Origin of the sequence: Sorangium sp. So ce204, from assembly GCF_051526795.1 — a bacterium.
Taxonomy (GTDB): Bacteria; Myxococcota_A; Polyangia; order Polyangiales; family Polyangiaceae; genus Sorangium; species Sorangium cellulosum_B.
The window spans coordinates 10,207,709-10,222,554 of record NZ_CP150317.1; the positions used below are offsets into that span (position 1 = coordinate 10,207,709).

The following is a 14,846-nucleotide window of genomic DNA, read 5'->3' on the forward strand; positions in this document are numbered from 1 at the left end:
CGGTTCGGGTGCGCGCGTGCCGGTGAGCGTGGCGGCGTTGTTGCGGGCAGCCGCGCGCTGCCAGCGGCGCATCGACCGGATCGACGAGGAGCTCGTCCGTCTCGACCACACCACGGCCCCGCCCGGCAACACCGACTGGCCCGCCGAGCGCCAGCACATCCGCCGTGTGCTCAACAAGGCGCGAAAGCTCCAGAAAGAACGGCGCATCCTGCTCCGGCGCCTGGCCAAGGTGGAGCAAGGTCAAATCCCGCCCCAGTACGCAGGCCGGCCCAGGCTCTATCGCCACTCGTTGCTCGTGGGCTTGGCCAGAAACCACGCCCGCTCGAAGCCCATGCAAGGCCGGGCACGCGACCTTGTCGACATCGTCCGCACCTGCGTGGTCGAGCACCGAGAGGCTCTGTTCGGCCAATGGATGATCGCCAGCCTCCGCGAGCTCAACACCGCGCTACGTCCGGGCCAGGATCGACGCTTCATCTACGCCAACGAATGGGATCGCGGTGTCTATCGCTTCCCGGACCGGTCATGGATGGCGGACGCGCCCGTCGACGACGACCACCCCGCCCACTCCGTCACCATGAACTTCGCCAACACCGACGACTTCAGCCCGTCCGCCGCCCTCGAGGATCTGTTCACCTGGAACGACCATCCCATCGCCATCGAGTGCATGAGCGCGCTGCACATCTGCTTCTTGCGCGCCTTCATGAAGACGGTCGGCACGGCGGCGCTCGACACGGTCACCGAGGACATCGTGCAGGTCGCGCCGGGAGACGAGGGCAGCGTGAGCAAGCTGCGGGTGGCGCTGGCCGTGGACTCCGTCGACCAGCTGCGCCCCGGCGATTGGGTGTATTTCTACAATCACCCGGACTACGTCAAGCGCCACCGCGACAGCTCCTTCGCCACCTGGCAGGGTGCCAATGCCGTCTATCTCGGCAACGTCGGCGGCGAACCGCGCTTCACCACGTTCGACTCGCAAGACCCGGAGTGGACCGAAGCCAAGTTCGTGACATTCCTGCTGCGGGAATACAACCGCAAGCCGGGCGGCCGGGACAGCCAACAGCTGGCGACCAGCTTCCCCCAGCTGGCTTCGGTTGACCACGTCCCCGGTCTGCGTTGCCCGAATCCCGAGCAGCGGGGGCGGATCAGCCCTGTCTATCGCATCGACGTCAAAGAGCTGGCGCGCTGGCGCTGAGGCGACATCGAGCTGCCCAGGGAGCTTGGCAGCATTCGTCTGTCATGAGCTTGCCCTTATGACGAACGCCTCCAGAGCCCGCCGCATGGGCTCACGCAACCCGCTCCAGATGACCTGAAAGTAGACCATCGCGTGCTCCTGGTCGAGCCGGCCAAGCGCAACGAGCGCGGCCTTGACGACGGTGAGCCCGTTCGGCCCATTGCCGTGCGCCACCGCCGAGAGCACGGCCAGCTCGGCGTCCTTCTGCCTTCAAGCTTCGTCCGCCTTCCGCATTGCAGCCCGCACCGCTGCCGCCGCCTTCTTGTCTTTCACGATCCTCTCCAGCCACACCCGCCGGATCCGCATCATCGACTCATCCGGCAGGCCCAGCTCGGCCAGTGCCGCCTGGCCCTGCCCCTGCTCGGCCGAGATCACAAGCTGTGCGTACTCGCCCGCTGTGATCGGCCCGCGCTCCTTCTCGAGCGCCGCCACGTAGGCCGCGTCGTACGCTGACAGGAGCTTCTTCTTCCGGCGCGCGATCTCGTCCTGGATCTCGTCAAGCCGCTGTTCGTGCAGCGACTGCCAATTCTTCGGCGTGAGCTTCTCCGCTTTGAGGATGGTGTCGCAGTCCGCCGGCCGCTGCGCGAGCTTGGCCGCAATGGCTGCGCAACGCTCGATGGGGTAGGCCGCGAGAGGCGGTGCGGGCTCCTCCGGCGCGGGGAGCGGAGCAGGCTTTTCCGCCTGGGTGTCAGGCTCGGGCGCCTCCTCTGCCGAGGGCTCCATCGCCCCCATGTCTGGCCTCGCCAGTGGGCCGAGCATGGCAGGAGGTGCGGGCTCCTTTGCCATCAGGGGGGGAGACCTCGCATCGCGCTCAGGCGCAGGCGGCGCGTGCAGCGCAGGCGACAGCGCTGGAGGGATCGCGACGAGCGGCGGACGCAGCACCTTGTCAGGAGCCTCTGCCGGCTCCGCCCCTCGCGGCGAAGACTCTGCTTGGTGACGTAGCGCAGGCTCAGCTCGCTCGCCCTGCACGAATGGCAACGCGGGTTTCGCGGCGACCAGTGAAGCCGCGCTGGTGGCAGTGGGCGCATCGGCGGGCGGCTGCGCCGCGGCTGCCGGAGTGGGTACCGCGGCTGCTCGTGGCGCGGCCTGAACGAACGCAGCGGCCGCGGCCTCGAGGTGCTGTGCCCGACTCGACGGGGGTACCGCGGCCGCCGGCGGCGCGGACTGCACGAAGGGGGGGACTGCGAGACGCTGCGCCGGGCTCGACGGGGGAGCAGGTTGGCCCGCGGGCACTGTGGGGAACGGTAGGGCCGGCCGGGAGACGGCGAGATCCTGATTCACGTCCAACGGCAGGGTGCAGGCCTCAGGGTCATCCTCGTTGTGCACGGCGCTATCGCCATCGTGCGCCTGGTCGTAGGGCGCCTGGAGCCCGATCTCGCTCATCGCGCCGCCGCCGGCCCGGCCGCTCGCGAGCCCCACTCCAGAACTGCTGGCCACGCCCTCGCTGTCGTTACTTACGAGGGTCTGATAAGGCTCCTCCAGCGCGACCAGGATCAGCCCGGCCTCTTGCGGCTCTCGGAGCGGGACCTGGCCGCGCCAGGTCACCGTGCAGATGCAGCGGTCGGTGTTGATCCAGAGCAGATCGGGCCACATGGCGACGCCCTGCAAGGGCTCGCCGGGGCGGTCGACGTAGGCGCGGGGGTGGAGCCCCGGGAGGCTCGTGACGAGGTGCGGGTGCTCGGGGTGGAGATGCTCGAGGATGAGCCGCTCGTCATTGCGGAGCGCGGTGGTCTGCTGGTCGACCGGCGCGGCGTTGAAGTAGCTGACGTCGAGGTCCGGGGGCAGGGGCTGGCGGTGCCAGTCGTTGCCGGGGAACGTGGCCGCGTAGCGCCCCAGCTTCTGCCGGCGGGTGGGCCATCCGGAGGCAACGGGTCCAAATCCCACGGGCTCGATGACGTCGTCCGGCCCGATGACGACAACGCCTGGACGCTGGAGGTTGGGGAGGTTGCGTCGCCCGTGGATGTCGCGAGCATGGGGGGGCATGCCGACGGGGTTGGAGGTGCCGGGGCCGCCGCCCGCGTACTCCCAGAGCAGCGGCATCCTGGTGAAGCGCGAGCTCTGATCGAGGACGCCGTGCTGCGTGAAGCTGCGAGCTCCGTACACCTCGATGGCCTTGTCGATGTCATTCACGATCACGCGGGCAGTGAGGGATCGGACTGCCGTGCCGCTGGGCGAGAAGGCGTGGCCAACGAGGACGACGTCCGCCCGGGCGCGGTGGGGGACGAAGTCGGAGACCGCATAGAGACTCCAGCACGCGTCGTCGCGCCAGTGGCGGTCGGATAGGTGGAGCGGCTCCTGCTCGGCCGCGAGGGCACACACACCGGGGTACAGCTTGAACGTGCTTTTACAGACGAACGTCTGCATCCAGGCGCCTGGATGAGGTTGCCACACGACCAGGCCAACGGGGAGCTGCGAAAGGGAGACGACCTTCACTCCGCCGGCGATACTGCAACCATCAACACGAGGCGTCAATGTGTGGGCGTTCGACCGTCTGAACGGCCGCACCGGCGGAGCCCTGAGCGTACGATGCGCGCGGGCCCCTCTTGCGGACAGGGATGGCTGCCGGATAGCATCGGCTGTCCGCTCTACAAGCGCAGGGTAGACCGGGCTAGGAATGCCCATGGCCGACACGCACCCGAGCATGCGAAACGAGGGAACCGGACTGAGCTCGGGGGTCTACCGAGTCGAGGCGCAGATCGCGTCGGGCGACATGCTCGATGTGCGTCGCTTCCAGGTCACCGAGCGGATGTCCTCGCTCTTCGAGGTCCAGATCGTCGCCGTATCGGACAACCCGGATATCGACTTCGAAGCCGTCATCGGCCAGCCCATGACCTTCACCGCGCACGCGAATCAGACCCGCGTCTGGTCCGGACTGTGCAGTCACCTCCAGCAGGTGGCCGTCGAGGAGCGCGACCTCTCCACCTACGAGCTGACCCTGGTCCCGCGGCTCTGGCTCGCCACCCAGCGCCGCAACTACCGCATGTTCCAGCACAAGTCGGAGGTCGACATCGTGCTGCAGCTCCTCGGCGAGTGGGGCATCTCCCCCACGCGGCGGCTTGCCGGCGAGTACAAGAAGCGCAAGTACCGCGTCCAGTACGGCGAGAGCGACTACACCTTCATCAGCCGCATGCTGGAGGACGCCGGGGTGAGCTTCTACTTCGACAACGGCGGAGAGAGCCGGCTCGTCCTCGACGACCGCCCCCAGGCGAACGTCGCCCGCGTGCCCATCACTTACCGCGATCACCCGACCGACGCCGACCGCGAGCACGTCACCAAGGTCGTCGTCGGCCGCCGCCTGCGACCCGGCAAGTACACGGTGCGCGACCACGACCACCGGAGGCCCGCGAACTACAAGCTCCTGGCCACCGCCTCCGGCGCCGGCCCCGTGGAAGATCAGCTGGAGCGCTTCCATTATGTGCCTGGCGCGTTCCTGTTCGAAAGTCAAAAGGGCGAGAGCTCGCCGACAGCCGACGATCAGGGCAAGTACCGCGCGGACGAGTCCGAGGGCGAGGCGCTCGCTCAGCGTCGGCTGGAGGCGAAGCGCGCCTCGGCACGGGAGATCGTGTTCAAGACCAACGTCATCGATCCCGCACCGGGCGCCGTCCTCTCGTTCCTCGAGCACCCGAAGAGCGAGCTCGGTCCCGACAAGAAGCTGCTCGTCCTCGAGTCCCGGCTCTCCGGCGAGGTACCGGCCGAGTGGGAGCACTCCTGCGTCGCCGTGAGCGCCGACGCGCCCTACCGACCGCCGCTGCGCACGCGCAAGCCCCGCGCGCAGGGCGTCGAGAGCGCCACGGTGGTCGGTCCGCCCGGCGAGGAGATCCACGTCGACGAGTTCGGCCGCGTGCGCGCCCACTTCCACTGGGACCGCGAGAGCAAGATGAACAACGACTCGTCGTGCTGGATCCACGTCAGCCAGCCCTGGGGCGGCGCCGGCTTCGGCGGGACCAACCTGCCGCGCATCGGACAGGAGGTCATCGTGGACTTCCTCGGCGGCGATCCCGACCGGCCCATCATCGTCGGCCGCGTGTACACCAACCTCCAGAAGACGCCCTACTCGCTGCCCATGAACAAGACGCAGAGCGGCTGGAAGAGCAACTCGAGCCCGTCCACGTACGGCTACAACGAGATCATGTTCGAGGACAAGGCCGGTAGCGAGCTCGTCAGGATGCAAGCCGAGAAGGACCTCCACAAGCTGGTCAAGAACGATCAGGAGACGACGATCGGCCGCGACCGGACGACGGGGATCGGCCACAACGAGGACGTCACGGTCGGCAACAACGCCACGAAGAGCGTGCTGAACAGCCTGCGCGAAGCGGTGGGGATGATCCGCGCCCGCGCCGTGGGTGTCGACGAGGTAGTGCAGATTGGCCGGAATCAGACCATCGACGTCGGGGAGAAGATCGAAATCACGTGCGGCAAATCGAAGTTCGTGATGGACAAGGACGGCAACATCACGCTCAAGGGCGTTAGGATCCTGGTCGATGGGAGCGAGCATGTCCAGGTCTTCGGCGATCCGATCGATCTCAACTAGCCCTGAATGCGGTCGCAGAGAGCGGTTCGAGCCCGGAGCTTCATGCCGAGCCACACCCCGCGGCGTCCCGTCCGGTGTCGTCCTTCTTGGTGTCCATGCAGGGACCAAGATCGAGCTCGTCATCGATCCTACCTGAGCAGTGCCATGCTGGCCGTGAATCGAACCGCCTTTGCTGCGACGCACCTCATCGACGGCACCCGCGTCGCCGTCGACCGCCGCTAGCCATGTTGGCCGCCAACGCGACCCCCTTCGCCGCGCTAGGGTTCGAGCAGAAGCACCGTGACGGCGCAGCCATGGCCGTCGTCGCGGCGAGGGGCACGCTTCTACTCTCGCCCGAAGGCCGGCTGTCGATCGCCCCCGATCAACCCTTGATCCTCGCCGACGAGTACGAGGGTGATCCGCATGCGACACCGATGCTCCGGGTCGGCCTGCTCATCCCTTTCAAGCCCGCGGCCGACGTCACCCTCCTCGCTGATGGCCACGCCCCCGGGGGCGTGGCCGCGCACGTCTGGCAGGTGGGCGCGCGCGTCGGGGAATACACGCGCTTCCTGAGGGCGTATGCGCCGCGCGCGTTCGAGCCGGACGCCGGCGGGTTTCGGCTTTCCACGGGAGAGCCGGCGGCCCGCGCGTCCATCGACTACCGATCGGCCGCCGGCGGCGTCGTCATCGGCGATCCCGAGGGCAACGTCGACGCGCGCAACCCCATCGGCCGGGGCGTCCTCGATCGCCGCCACACGCCGGCCGATCGCGCCTACCCCGCGCCCACCATCGACAGCGAGGCCGAGCCTGTGGGCGACCCGGCGGCGCGGCCAGAACCGCAGGGCTTCGGGCCCGTGCCGCCCTGGTGGCAGTTTCGCAGCCGCTTCGCTGGCACCTACGACGACGCCTGGCTGGCGACTCGCCACCCTCAGCTCCCCGCCGATTTCGACTATCGCTTCTACCAGACCGCGCACCCCGGCCTGGTCTTGCCCGGCCGTCTCCGCGGCGACGAGCGCGTCGAGCTCCAGGGCCTCACGCCGGGGGGCGGCGCGCTCGCGTTCACGCTGCCCGGCCGCTCGCTCTGGGCGTGGTTCACGTGGGAGCGGGGGCGCCGCGTCCCGGTGCGCCTCCACCTCGATGGCATGCACATCGATGTCCGCGGCGAGCCGCCTTGGTCTGTCCAGCTCACCTGGCGCGCCTGGGCGGCCATGTCGCAGGGCTTCGATCGTATCGATCTCGCTGCCGCGAGCCTCGAAGAGGCCGCGGCGCTGCCGTGGTGTGACGAGCGAGGGCTCGTGAGCCCGGGGAGCGACGCATGAGCATCCCGCGCGAGGGCAGCCGCGACATAGGCGAAGGCATCATCGTCTCGACCTGCCCGGATGTCTGCAAGACGCCGGTCGGCCCGGCGCTCGTCCCCATCCCTTATTCGATCTACGCAAGGCAGAACCAGGCGGCCGTGGACACCGCGACCACCGTGCTGCAGACCGGCGATCGGTCGCACAACATGGGATCGAAGGTGACGACGTGCCAGGGTGACGAGCCGGGCAGCGGGCTCGGGGTCAAATCGGGCACGGTGGGCAGCGTCTGCGAGCCCAAGACCTACTCGCCCACCGTGCGCATCGAGGGCAGGAACGCGATCCGCCACGACGACGCCTGGTGGATGAACGACCGCAACACCGAGGGGAAGCTCATCTTCGTGCGGGACACGCGGGTGATGAGCGCCAGCGACCGCCCGGTCCAGGTCGCCTTTCTCGACACGACGGGGGCCTACACGGGCACGGGCACGGCCACGACGCCGGGGAGCGCGCCCGCCGCGGGGCCCATGGGGGCGGCCGCCAGGCTCAACGCGCTGCTCGGCCTCGGTGCGCTGGGAGCAGGCCTCGGGGAGATGGCCGGTCAGTATTACATCGGCGATGAAGGCATGTTCGCCCGGAGCATCGATCAGCACCTTTATGGCCAGATGAGCGCCGACCAGCGGAGCGCCGCGTATGGATCGAGCGGCTGGTACTGGAACCAGGTAGATAGCACCAACAATCAGCTCTCGCTCAAGGCGGGCACCCTCGTCGACTTCCGCCAGATGACGCCCGAGCAGCTCGAGCAGCTCGTGAGGCAGCCGTGGCCCTCGGCCGAGAAGATCCGGCAGAACGCCGAGCGCCTGCGGGCGCAGCGCGCGCGACAGGAGGAAAATGCGCGGCTCGCCGCCGCAGCGGGCAACGTGCGCGTGACGCGCGAGCGAGACCGGCCTTGCAACGTCGGCCCATACAGGACTATCCGCGGCACGTGCGAACCCGGCTACCAGGCGCACCACATCGTGCCCGACTACACCCTTCGTTATGGCACGAGGGCCGAGGGCGAGGCGGGGATGAAGCGCATCCCCAACTTCCCGTCATTCGGCGACGGGCCCGCCATCTGCCTCCAGGGCAACGCCGCCGACGACGGCTCGGAGCACTGGGAGGCGCACGGCGTGGACGCGAGCATCGCCCAGCTGGGCGTGAACGGCACGCCGCCGGGGACGACCGCCATCGGCAGCATCATCGACCTCTCGGAGAATCAGGTCGTCAACCTCCGCCGGGAGTGCGAGGCGCAGATCCGCGCCGCGGTGCAGGCGGGCTTCGCCGGGGTTGACCGCGCGCAGCTCGGCCGCACCACCCTCATGCCGAGCGTGGCCGGGAGCCCGCAGTACGAGGCGCTCAGCACCGGCATGCGCCCGGGCGGTCGCTACTGAGGTCGAGGGAGACATCACCATGACGACGCCGCTCACCTTTACCCGCGCCAAGGCCGCTGCCGCGGACTTCCTCTGTGTCGCCGGCGTGCCAGACGGCCAGGAGCCCTTCACGCCGTTCACCCGGCTCTGCCGTTACGATGCCGGCGATGCGGGGCCGGTGAAGTGGTTCTACGACGACCTCCAGGTCGCGGTCACCTCGATCGCCCGCTTCACCCCCGCGCCCGGCGCGCCGACCTCGTTCTGCGTGCTCTCCGCCGAGGGAGACGTCGTGCTCGTGCGGCCACCGTTCCCGCGCGAGAAGATCCCCGGCGCCGGCATCACCTCGCCCGACGCCGAGCGCTGGGGGCGCCTCGCGCGCCTCCGCCCTGTCGGCGACCACCTCTACGCCTGCGGCGACGGGGGGCAGGTCTATCGCCGTGTCGGCGGAGACTTCGGCGCCGGCCGCTGGGATCACCTCGATCGCTCGCTCTTGCAAGATCCCGAGGAGCGGGCCCGGGCGCTCCTGCGCGCGCCGAGCTCGCCGGCCGCGGAGCACAAGGTCTTTTACTGCGTCGACGGTCCACGCGAGGACGAGATCTACGTCACCGGGACGCGCGGCACGATCCTCGTCTGGGACGGCGCCACGTTCACCGCTCTCCCGCCCGTCACGGCCGCGGCGCTGGTGAGCATCTTCGTCGAGGACGAGAAGCGCATCTGGATCTGCGGGCGCGAAGGCACGCTCCTCCGCGGCAACCGGCGCGAAGGCTTCCGCGCGGTCGCGGTCTCGGGCCGGCGCCAGATGTTCACGTCGATCACCAGGCACGACGGCCGGATCTACCTGGCAAGCGGCGCCAATCCGCGCGGCCTCTTCACCTACAAGCGCGGCAGCCTCCGGCGAGTCTCGACCGGGCTCGTGCCCGAGATCGAGGACGCGCACACGGTCGACAGCGTCGGCGGCGCGCTCTGGGTCGTCGGCTCGAAGGACATCGTGCGCCTCGAGGGCAGCCGCTGGGAGCGGATCGACCACGTCGACAACGCTCCCATCCGTTGACACTTGACGGTCATCGTCATCGGATGATGTGCGCGTGGTCAGCGCGGGATGCCCCGCGGGTGGTGCGAGGTGAGGATGCGAATCGTCTTGTCGCGCCTACACGCATGACACCGCCCAGGCCCGGCGTGGAGGCGATCACCTCGGATCCGTACCCCGCGGCCGACATCATCGAACGTCCCCGGGAACGCTCGGCTGCTGGCGCTCGCAAAAGCGTGGCTCGGCTGAGGCATCAGGCGCCGCGCAACCTCGGCGCCTCCGCGACGATCGCCGACACCGAGCGGGAGGCGAGCACGCCTCTCCTCATCGCCTGACGTCGATCCCTTTTTCTCTCAGGCGCAGGAGGATGTCCTGACCGTTCATCTCCCAGAGGTCACCCGGGTCGATCTCTCGCGTCTCGCCGTCCCTCCCCTTCACGATCCACACCTCGTACTCGCGATTCTTTCTATCCCTGGCGGTGCCAATCGCGATGGACTCGACCTCGGCGAGACGAAATCCCTTCACGGTCGGCGCGAACCAGAACCCCGTGGTCTGCTCCAGCTTCTCGTCGTCGAGGACGACCCGATCCATCGCCAGCATCGGCGCGAAGAGGCCTCCCGCTACCGCAGAGACCCCGAATGCGATCAAGGCGACCACCAGCGGCTGACGCCGCCACAGGAGGAGCACGCCGATCGACGCGGCAATCGCCGCGATGGCAATGGCAATGCCGGGCACATAGCTTGGGAAGCTGTAGATCATGCTGTCTTACCTGACGGGCCTCGCGTTCTACCGCGAGCCCCGAGCGAATGTAAGAACGCCGAGCGCGCCATCCCATGGAAGCCCCCGTGGACGCTACGTCGGAGCGCGCAAGAGCACTTTCGCAGACGCAGCGCCGAGGACCAGGCCGGCGCCTGCGCCGAGGAGACCCGAGATGCCGAGGCCCGTGCAGCCCAGGCTCGCGGCCAGGACCGCGATGCCGCTCGCCCCGAGCCAGGTCGAGGCGTGCGCCGAGCCCCGGACGAGGCGGGCGCCGAGCCACACGCCCGATGGAACGCCGACGGGCGTGGCGCGCCGCACCCGCGCGACGCTCCCCCGGAGGGTGCGGCGCGTCGCTCCTCACGCTGTTCGCCCGCGCTCGTGACCGTGGAGGATCGCTCCACCGCACGGGTCGTGATAGATCCGAGAGGCAAGGGGAACTCGAGGGGGCCGGTCTGTCTGGCGTGCCTGGCGCTGGGCGCATGCTCTCTACCTCACGCTGCTCCCCTCGGCTTTCCCGCTCCGGGAGTCACCGGTCACGATCCTTCAGCTTGCGGGTGGTTGGCATGGACAAGAACCGTTCTTCTCGATGGCTGTGCGGCACGACCTCGATCGCACTCTGGATCGCGGCCCTCTCCGGCTGCTCTGGCAAGGTGAACAAGGCTGACGATGGCCCGAGCGGCTCGTCGAGCGCGGGCGGCACGGCGGGAGCGGGGGGCGATGGCGCCAGCGCCGGCGCAACGGGCGCCGGCGGCGCCGGCACGGGCAGCACGGGCGCTCTGGGCTCTGGTACGGGCGGCTCCGGCGACGGCGGCAACGGAGGCGCCGGAGCCGCTGGACCGAGCAGCTCCGGGGCTGGCGGTTCCAGCGACGGGTCGGGTGGATCGAGCGGCAGCACCGGCAAGTTCGTCGGCAACCTCACGACGAACGGCCAGGTGCGCGACGGCTTCATCCAGCACTGGAACCAGATCGCGCCCGAGGTCGAGGGCAAGTGGCCCGCTGTCGAGAGGAGCCGCGGCGTTCGAGACTGGAGCAGGCTCGACGCGATCTACGAGTACGCGCAGGACAACGACATCCCCTTCATGCAGCACAGCTTCGTGCAAGGTGCCGCGCACGCGGCCTGGCTCGTGAGTCTCCCGGCGGAGGAGCAGCGGCAGGCCGTGAGGGACTGGATGCAGGCGTTCTGCGAGCGGTACCCCGACACGAAGTACATCGTCGTCGTCAACGAGCCGCCGCCCCACACCGTGCCTCCCTTCATGAACGCCATCGGAGGCGCCGGCGAGAGCGGCTATGACTGGATCGTCAACTCCTTCAAGTGGGCTCGCGAGTTCTGCCCGGACGCGACCTTGATCCTCAACGACTACAACAACATCGAGTACGAGAGCGATCACAACCACTTCGTCGAGATCGTGAAGGCGGCGCTGGAGGCGGGCGCCCCGATCGACGCCCTCGGCGCGGAGGCCCACGAGGCGTACAAGATCGACACCAGCACCGTGAAGGGCTACATCGACAGGCTCGCCGCCACGGGCCTGCCCGTGTACATCACCGAGTACGACATCAACCTCGCGGACGACGACGAGCAACGCAGGGTGATGGAGGAGCAGTTCCCGATGTTCTACAACCACAGCGCCGTGAAGGGCATCACCCTCTGGGGCTACGTCGTCGGCTCCACCTGGAGGGACAGCACGGGCCTCCTGTACCCGGACGGCACGATGCGGCCGGCAATGACCTGGCTGATGGACTTCCTCGATCGCCGCGAGTGATCTCCCTCGCACGACCGTGCCGTGGCGCTCCTTGGCGCGCACGACCGTGACCTACGTCTCGGGGTGAGAGACGGCGTCGCCGGAGCACCTCGATGGCGCGCTGCCGTGAGGCGAGGACGCGCTCGGGATCTACTTCTGACGCGCGGGATCAGCGCGCCTCGTGCTCGCGCCAGAAGGCGAACGCCTCGTCCAAATACACCTCCTTCGCGCCGTGGCCGACCGGGTGCTCGGCGACGCGCACGGGCCAGCCCGCGCCGCGCAGGACGCCCGCGAGGGCGCGGGCCGAGCCGCCCACCGTGTCGTGGGCGCCGAAGCCGATGTAGAACGGCCTCGGCGCGAGCGTCGCGAGCTCGGGCGTCGCGCGGCCTCCCCCGCCGGACATCGCGCCGAACCCGTCGGCGGCGATCCCGCCGCGCAGCGCGAGCGCCGCGGCGAAGTACGCGCCCGACGACGAGCCGGCGACGTACACGCGCGAGAACGACGCGCCGGCGAGCTCCTCGAGCCTCCTCCGCTTCTCCGCGAACACCGCGACGAACGAAGCTGCGTGCTCGTCGTACGCCCGCCCGCCCGTCGGCCAGCCCCGCCAGCTCGCGTAGCCCTTCGGCGCGAGGCCGACCTTGCCGCGCGGCATCAGCGCGGCGACGCCCGCGCGCCGTGCGGCGCGGGACACGACCGTCTCGAAGTTGGTCTTCTGCTGGCTCTCCTTCCCCGGCGGGACGATGCCGTGGAGGTAGAGCAACAGCGTCCGGGTCGGCGCGTCGGGCAGGACGTAGCAGGTCTCCTCGTCGAGCGCGTCGACGCCGTCGATGCACCAGTCCGTCTCGACGCGCGGCGGGCGCGCTCGGGGCCACGGCGCCGGCTCGGGTGATGCGGTCGGGGCGGCGGCGACGGTCGGGGGCGGCGCTGCAGCCACGAGGCCGGGCTGCGCTTGACCGAGCGCGGCCCCGTCGCCCACTGGCGCGTGCGCGCTCCTCGGAACGTCTGCCGTGTTGGTGCACGCGCAGACCGCGGCCGCGAGCGCGCCGAGCAACGCCGCGATCCACCGCGCCGCGCCTCGTGACGACGCGCCGCTGGCGCTGCGACCAGCGCCGGCCAGCGCGCCGCTCGCCGATCGCCGCCCCATCACCCCGCGCGCGCGTCGCTCACCGCGATCAGCGCTCCGAGCGCCGCCGCGCATACCGTCTCCGTGCGCAGCGTCAGCGCGCCGAGGCGCACCCGCTCGAACCCGAGCGCCGCGCACATGCCGAGCTCCTCCGGCGTGAACCCGCCCTCCGGCCCGACCGCGAACGCCGCCTCCATGCCCGGCGACAGCGCGGCCAGCCGCGCGCCGAGCGGCGTCTCCGCGTACGGATCCAGGCACATCCCCAGCGCGCCGCCCTCGGTCGACGGCGCCGCCCCCGCCTCGGCGAGCGCCGCCGCGAGGCTCATCGGCGCCTCCACCCGGGGCGCGTCCCCGCGGCCGCACTGCCGCGCCGCCTCGATCGCGATCCGGCGCCAGCGCTGGCTCTTTTCCTCCGCGGGCCGCGCCACGCTCCGCGCCGAGATCGCCGGGATGATCCGCGTCGCCCCGAGCTCGGTCGCGTCGCGCACCACCGCGTCCATCTTGTCGCCCTTGCCCACGGCCTGGATCCACGTCACGCGCCGGCCTGGACGCAGCGCGGCCGGGCGGGGCGCGTCGATGCGCGCCTCCGCCCCGCGGCGGCCGATCGACTCGAGCGTCGCCTCCGCCTCGACCCCGAGCTCCGGATCGAACACGACGAACCGATCCCCCTCGCGGAGGCGGTGCACCCGCACGACGTAGCTCGCCGCCTCGGGCGGCAGCGCGATCACGCCGGCCGCGATCGCGCCGAGCGGCACCCGCAAGAGCCCCGGGCCGCTCATCCCGGCGAGGACGCCGCGCCGCCCGGCGCGCGGAACAGGATCGCCACCCAGCCCTCGCCGCCCGCGTCGCCCCGCCCCGCCCTGCGATCGCCGCCCGGCGACGCGGGATCCGGCCGGGTCGCGACGTGCTCGAGCTGGCGCGGCAGCGACGTGTACCGCGCGATCAGATCGTCGCGCTCGCTCTCGAGGATGCCCGACAGGATCAGCCAGCCGCCCGGCTCGAGCACGCGCGCGAGCTCCGGCGCCAAGGGCCGCAGCACCCGCGCCTCGATGTTCGCGACGACCCACGGGAACCGCCGCGTCACCCCCTCGACCACGCCGGCGCTCGCCTCGATGCGGCCCTCGAGGCCGTTGCGCGCCGCGTTCTCGAGCACCACCTCGATCACGTCCTCGTCGTTGTCGATCGCGACCGCCCGCTCCGCGCCGAGCAGCAGCGCGACGAGCGCGAGGATGCCGCTGCCCGTGCCCACGTCGAGGATCTCGCGGCCGCGGAGCTCCGCCGCGTGCTCGTCGAGGAGCTCCGCCACGAGCGCCGTCGTCGCGTGGAGCCCCGTGCCGAACGCCCTGCCCGGCTCGAGCAGGAGCACCCGCTCGCCCTCGCGCTCGGGCGCGCGCTCCTCCCACGGCGGCACGACCGTGATCGTGGGCGTCAGCGCGAACGGCGCGAAGTGCTCCTTCCACGCGTCGCGCCAGGCGTCGCCCACCACCTCCTCGAGCCGCGCGGCGAGCGGCGGCGACTGCTCCCCGAGCGCCGCGATGGCCTCCATCGCCTCGCCGTGATCCTCGAAGCTGGCGACGAGCGTCACCTGGCCCGAGCGCGCGCCGCGGACGAGGGTCTGCTCGTCGCGCTGCTCGACGCCGCTGGCGCCCAGCTCGAAGAGCAGGGCGCCGATCTCGTCGGCCTCCGGCTCGGGGACATCGACTGCAACGAACGGGTATCGAGGCTCCACCTGGCTTGCTCCGTGACGGGCCGCCGG

At 70.4% G+C, this 14,846-nt stretch carries 13 protein-coding genes; 6 read left to right on the forward strand and 7 right to left on the reverse strand.

Going from position 1 to position 14,846, the window contains the following annotated elements; translation table 11 throughout:
• Positions 1-16: 16 nt before the first annotated feature.
• Positions 17-1,189: a hypothetical protein gene (locus WMF22_RS38365; protein ID WP_437294907.1), complete on the forward strand. Its 1,173-nt coding sequence runs from the start codon at positions 17-19 to the stop codon at positions 1,187-1,189.
• Positions 1,190-1,231: 42 nt separating this feature from the next.
• On the opposite strand, the gene WMF22_RS38370 is transcribed toward WMF22_RS38365, so the two are convergent.
• Both WMF22_RS38370 and WMF22_RS38375 read right to left on the reverse strand, forming a co-directional pair.
• Positions 1,232-1,414, reverse strand: a complete 183-nt coding sequence (locus WMF22_RS38370; RefSeq protein ID WP_437294908.1) for a hypothetical protein — start codon at positions 1,412-1,414, stop codon at positions 1,232-1,234.
• A 24-nt stretch (positions 1,415-1,438) separates the two neighbouring features.
• Complete coding sequence (locus WMF22_RS38375; protein WP_438032974.1) at positions 1,439-3,592, reverse strand: DUF2169 family type VI secretion system accessory protein; 2,154 nt, start codon at positions 3,590-3,592, stop codon at positions 1,439-1,441.
• A gap of 256 nt (positions 3,593-3,848) precedes the next feature.
• Between WMF22_RS38375 and WMF22_RS38380 the strand changes: the two genes are divergently transcribed.
• The 4 genes from WMF22_RS38380 to WMF22_RS38395 all read left to right on the forward strand — a co-directional run bounded on the left by WMF22_RS38380 (position 3,849) and on the right by WMF22_RS38395 (position 9,493).
• On the forward strand, positions 3,849-5,759 hold the full coding sequence (locus WMF22_RS38380) for a type VI secretion system Vgr family protein (RefSeq protein WP_437294910.1): 1,911 nt from the start codon (positions 3,849-3,851) through the stop codon (positions 5,757-5,759).
• Between the two features lie 224 nt (positions 5,760-5,983).
• On the forward strand, positions 5,984-7,057 hold the full coding sequence (locus WMF22_RS38385) for a DUF2169 family type VI secretion system accessory protein (protein ID WP_438032975.1): 1,074 nt from the start codon (positions 5,984-5,986) through the stop codon (positions 7,055-7,057).
• Positions 7,054-8,463, forward strand: a complete 1,410-nt coding sequence (locus WMF22_RS38390; protein ID WP_438032976.1) for a DUF4150 domain-containing protein — start codon at positions 7,054-7,056, stop codon at positions 8,461-8,463. Before WMF22_RS38385 ends, WMF22_RS38390 begins: the two co-directional genes overlap by 4 nt.
• A 19-nt stretch (positions 8,464-8,482) precedes the next feature.
• Positions 8,483-9,493: a hypothetical protein gene (locus WMF22_RS38395; protein WP_438032977.1), complete on the forward strand. Its 1,011-nt coding sequence runs from the start codon at positions 8,483-8,485 to the stop codon at positions 9,491-9,493.
• A gap of 300 nt (positions 9,494-9,793) precedes the next feature.
• Here WMF22_RS38395 and WMF22_RS38400 read toward each other — a convergent pair whose 3' ends face one another.
• Both WMF22_RS38400 and WMF22_RS38405 read right to left on the reverse strand, forming a co-directional pair.
• Positions 9,794-10,228, reverse strand: a complete 435-nt coding sequence (locus WMF22_RS38400) for a hypothetical protein (RefSeq protein ID WP_438032978.1) — start codon at positions 10,226-10,228, stop codon at positions 9,794-9,796.
• 93 nt (positions 10,229-10,321) lie between these two features.
• A complete protein-coding gene (locus tag WMF22_RS38405; RefSeq protein WP_438032979.1) occupies positions 10,322-10,546 on the reverse strand; it encodes a hypothetical protein in 225 nt (74 codons plus the stop codon).
• A gap of 245 nt (positions 10,547-10,791) precedes the next feature.
• Here WMF22_RS38405 and WMF22_RS38410 point away from each other — a divergent pair, with 245 nt between their 5' ends.
• On the forward strand, positions 10,792-11,988 hold the full coding sequence (locus WMF22_RS38410; protein ID WP_438032980.1) for an endo-1,4-beta-xylanase: 1,197 nt from the start codon (positions 10,792-10,794) through the stop codon (positions 11,986-11,988).
• A gap of 148 nt (positions 11,989-12,136) precedes the next feature.
• Here the strand turns inward: WMF22_RS38410 and WMF22_RS38415 are convergent, their stop codons facing one another.
• Genes WMF22_RS38415 through WMF22_RS38425 form a run of 3 tightly spaced genes read right to left on the reverse strand, consistent with a single transcriptional unit; the run spans position 12,137 to position 14,819 of the window.
• The gene (locus WMF22_RS38415) at positions 12,137-13,111 is read right to left on the reverse strand and encodes an alpha/beta hydrolase (RefSeq protein WP_438032981.1); all 975 of its coding nucleotides are present in this window, start codon (positions 13,109-13,111) and stop codon (positions 12,137-12,139) included.
• Complete coding sequence (locus WMF22_RS38420; protein ID WP_012239699.1) at positions 13,111-13,869, reverse strand: RsmE family RNA methyltransferase; 759 nt, start codon at positions 13,867-13,869, stop codon at positions 13,111-13,113. Before WMF22_RS38420 ends, WMF22_RS38415 begins: the two co-directional genes overlap by 1 nt.
• Entirely contained in the window at positions 13,866-14,819 is a 954-nt protein-coding gene (locus tag WMF22_RS38425; RefSeq protein WP_438032982.1) for a 50S ribosomal protein L11 methyltransferase, read from the reverse strand. Before WMF22_RS38425 ends, WMF22_RS38420 begins: the two co-directional genes overlap by 4 nt.
• Positions 14,820-14,846: the final 27 nt, after the last annotated feature.

What these genes read in the sequence shown, in the direction of transcription:
- WMF22_RS38375 (WP_438032974.1), bottom strand. Translation starts at nt 3,592, where the DNA reads ATGCAGACGTTCGTCTGTAAAAGCACGTTCAAGCTGTACCCCGGTGTG.
- WMF22_RS38380 (WP_437294910.1), top strand. Translation starts at nt 3,849, where the DNA reads ATGGCCGACACGCACCCGAGCATGCGAAACGAGGGAACCGGACTGAGC.
- WMF22_RS38385 (WP_438032975.1), top strand. Translation starts at nt 5,984, where the DNA reads ATGTTGGCCGCCAACGCGACCCCCTTCGCCGCGCTAGGGTTCGAGCAG.
- WMF22_RS38390 (WP_438032976.1), top strand. Translation starts at nt 7,054, where the DNA reads ATGAGCATCCCGCGCGAGGGCAGCCGCGACATAGGCGAAGGCATCATC.
- WMF22_RS38395 (WP_438032977.1), top strand. Translation starts at nt 8,483, where the DNA reads ATGACGACGCCGCTCACCTTTACCCGCGCCAAGGCCGCTGCCGCGGAC.
- WMF22_RS38400 (WP_438032978.1), bottom strand. Translation starts at nt 10,228, where the DNA reads ATGATCTACAGCTTCCCAAGCTATGTGCCCGGCATTGCCATTGCCATC.
- WMF22_RS38410 (WP_438032980.1), top strand. Translation starts at nt 10,792, where the DNA reads ATGGACAAGAACCGTTCTTCTCGATGGCTGTGCGGCACGACCTCGATC.
- WMF22_RS38415 (WP_438032981.1), bottom strand. Translation starts at nt 13,111, where the DNA reads ATGGGGCGGCGATCGGCGAGCGGCGCGCTGGCCGGCGCTGGTCGCAGC.
- WMF22_RS38420 (WP_012239699.1), bottom strand. Translation starts at nt 13,869, where the DNA reads ATGAGCGGCCCGGGGCTCTTGCGGGTGCCGCTCGGCGCGATCGCGGCC.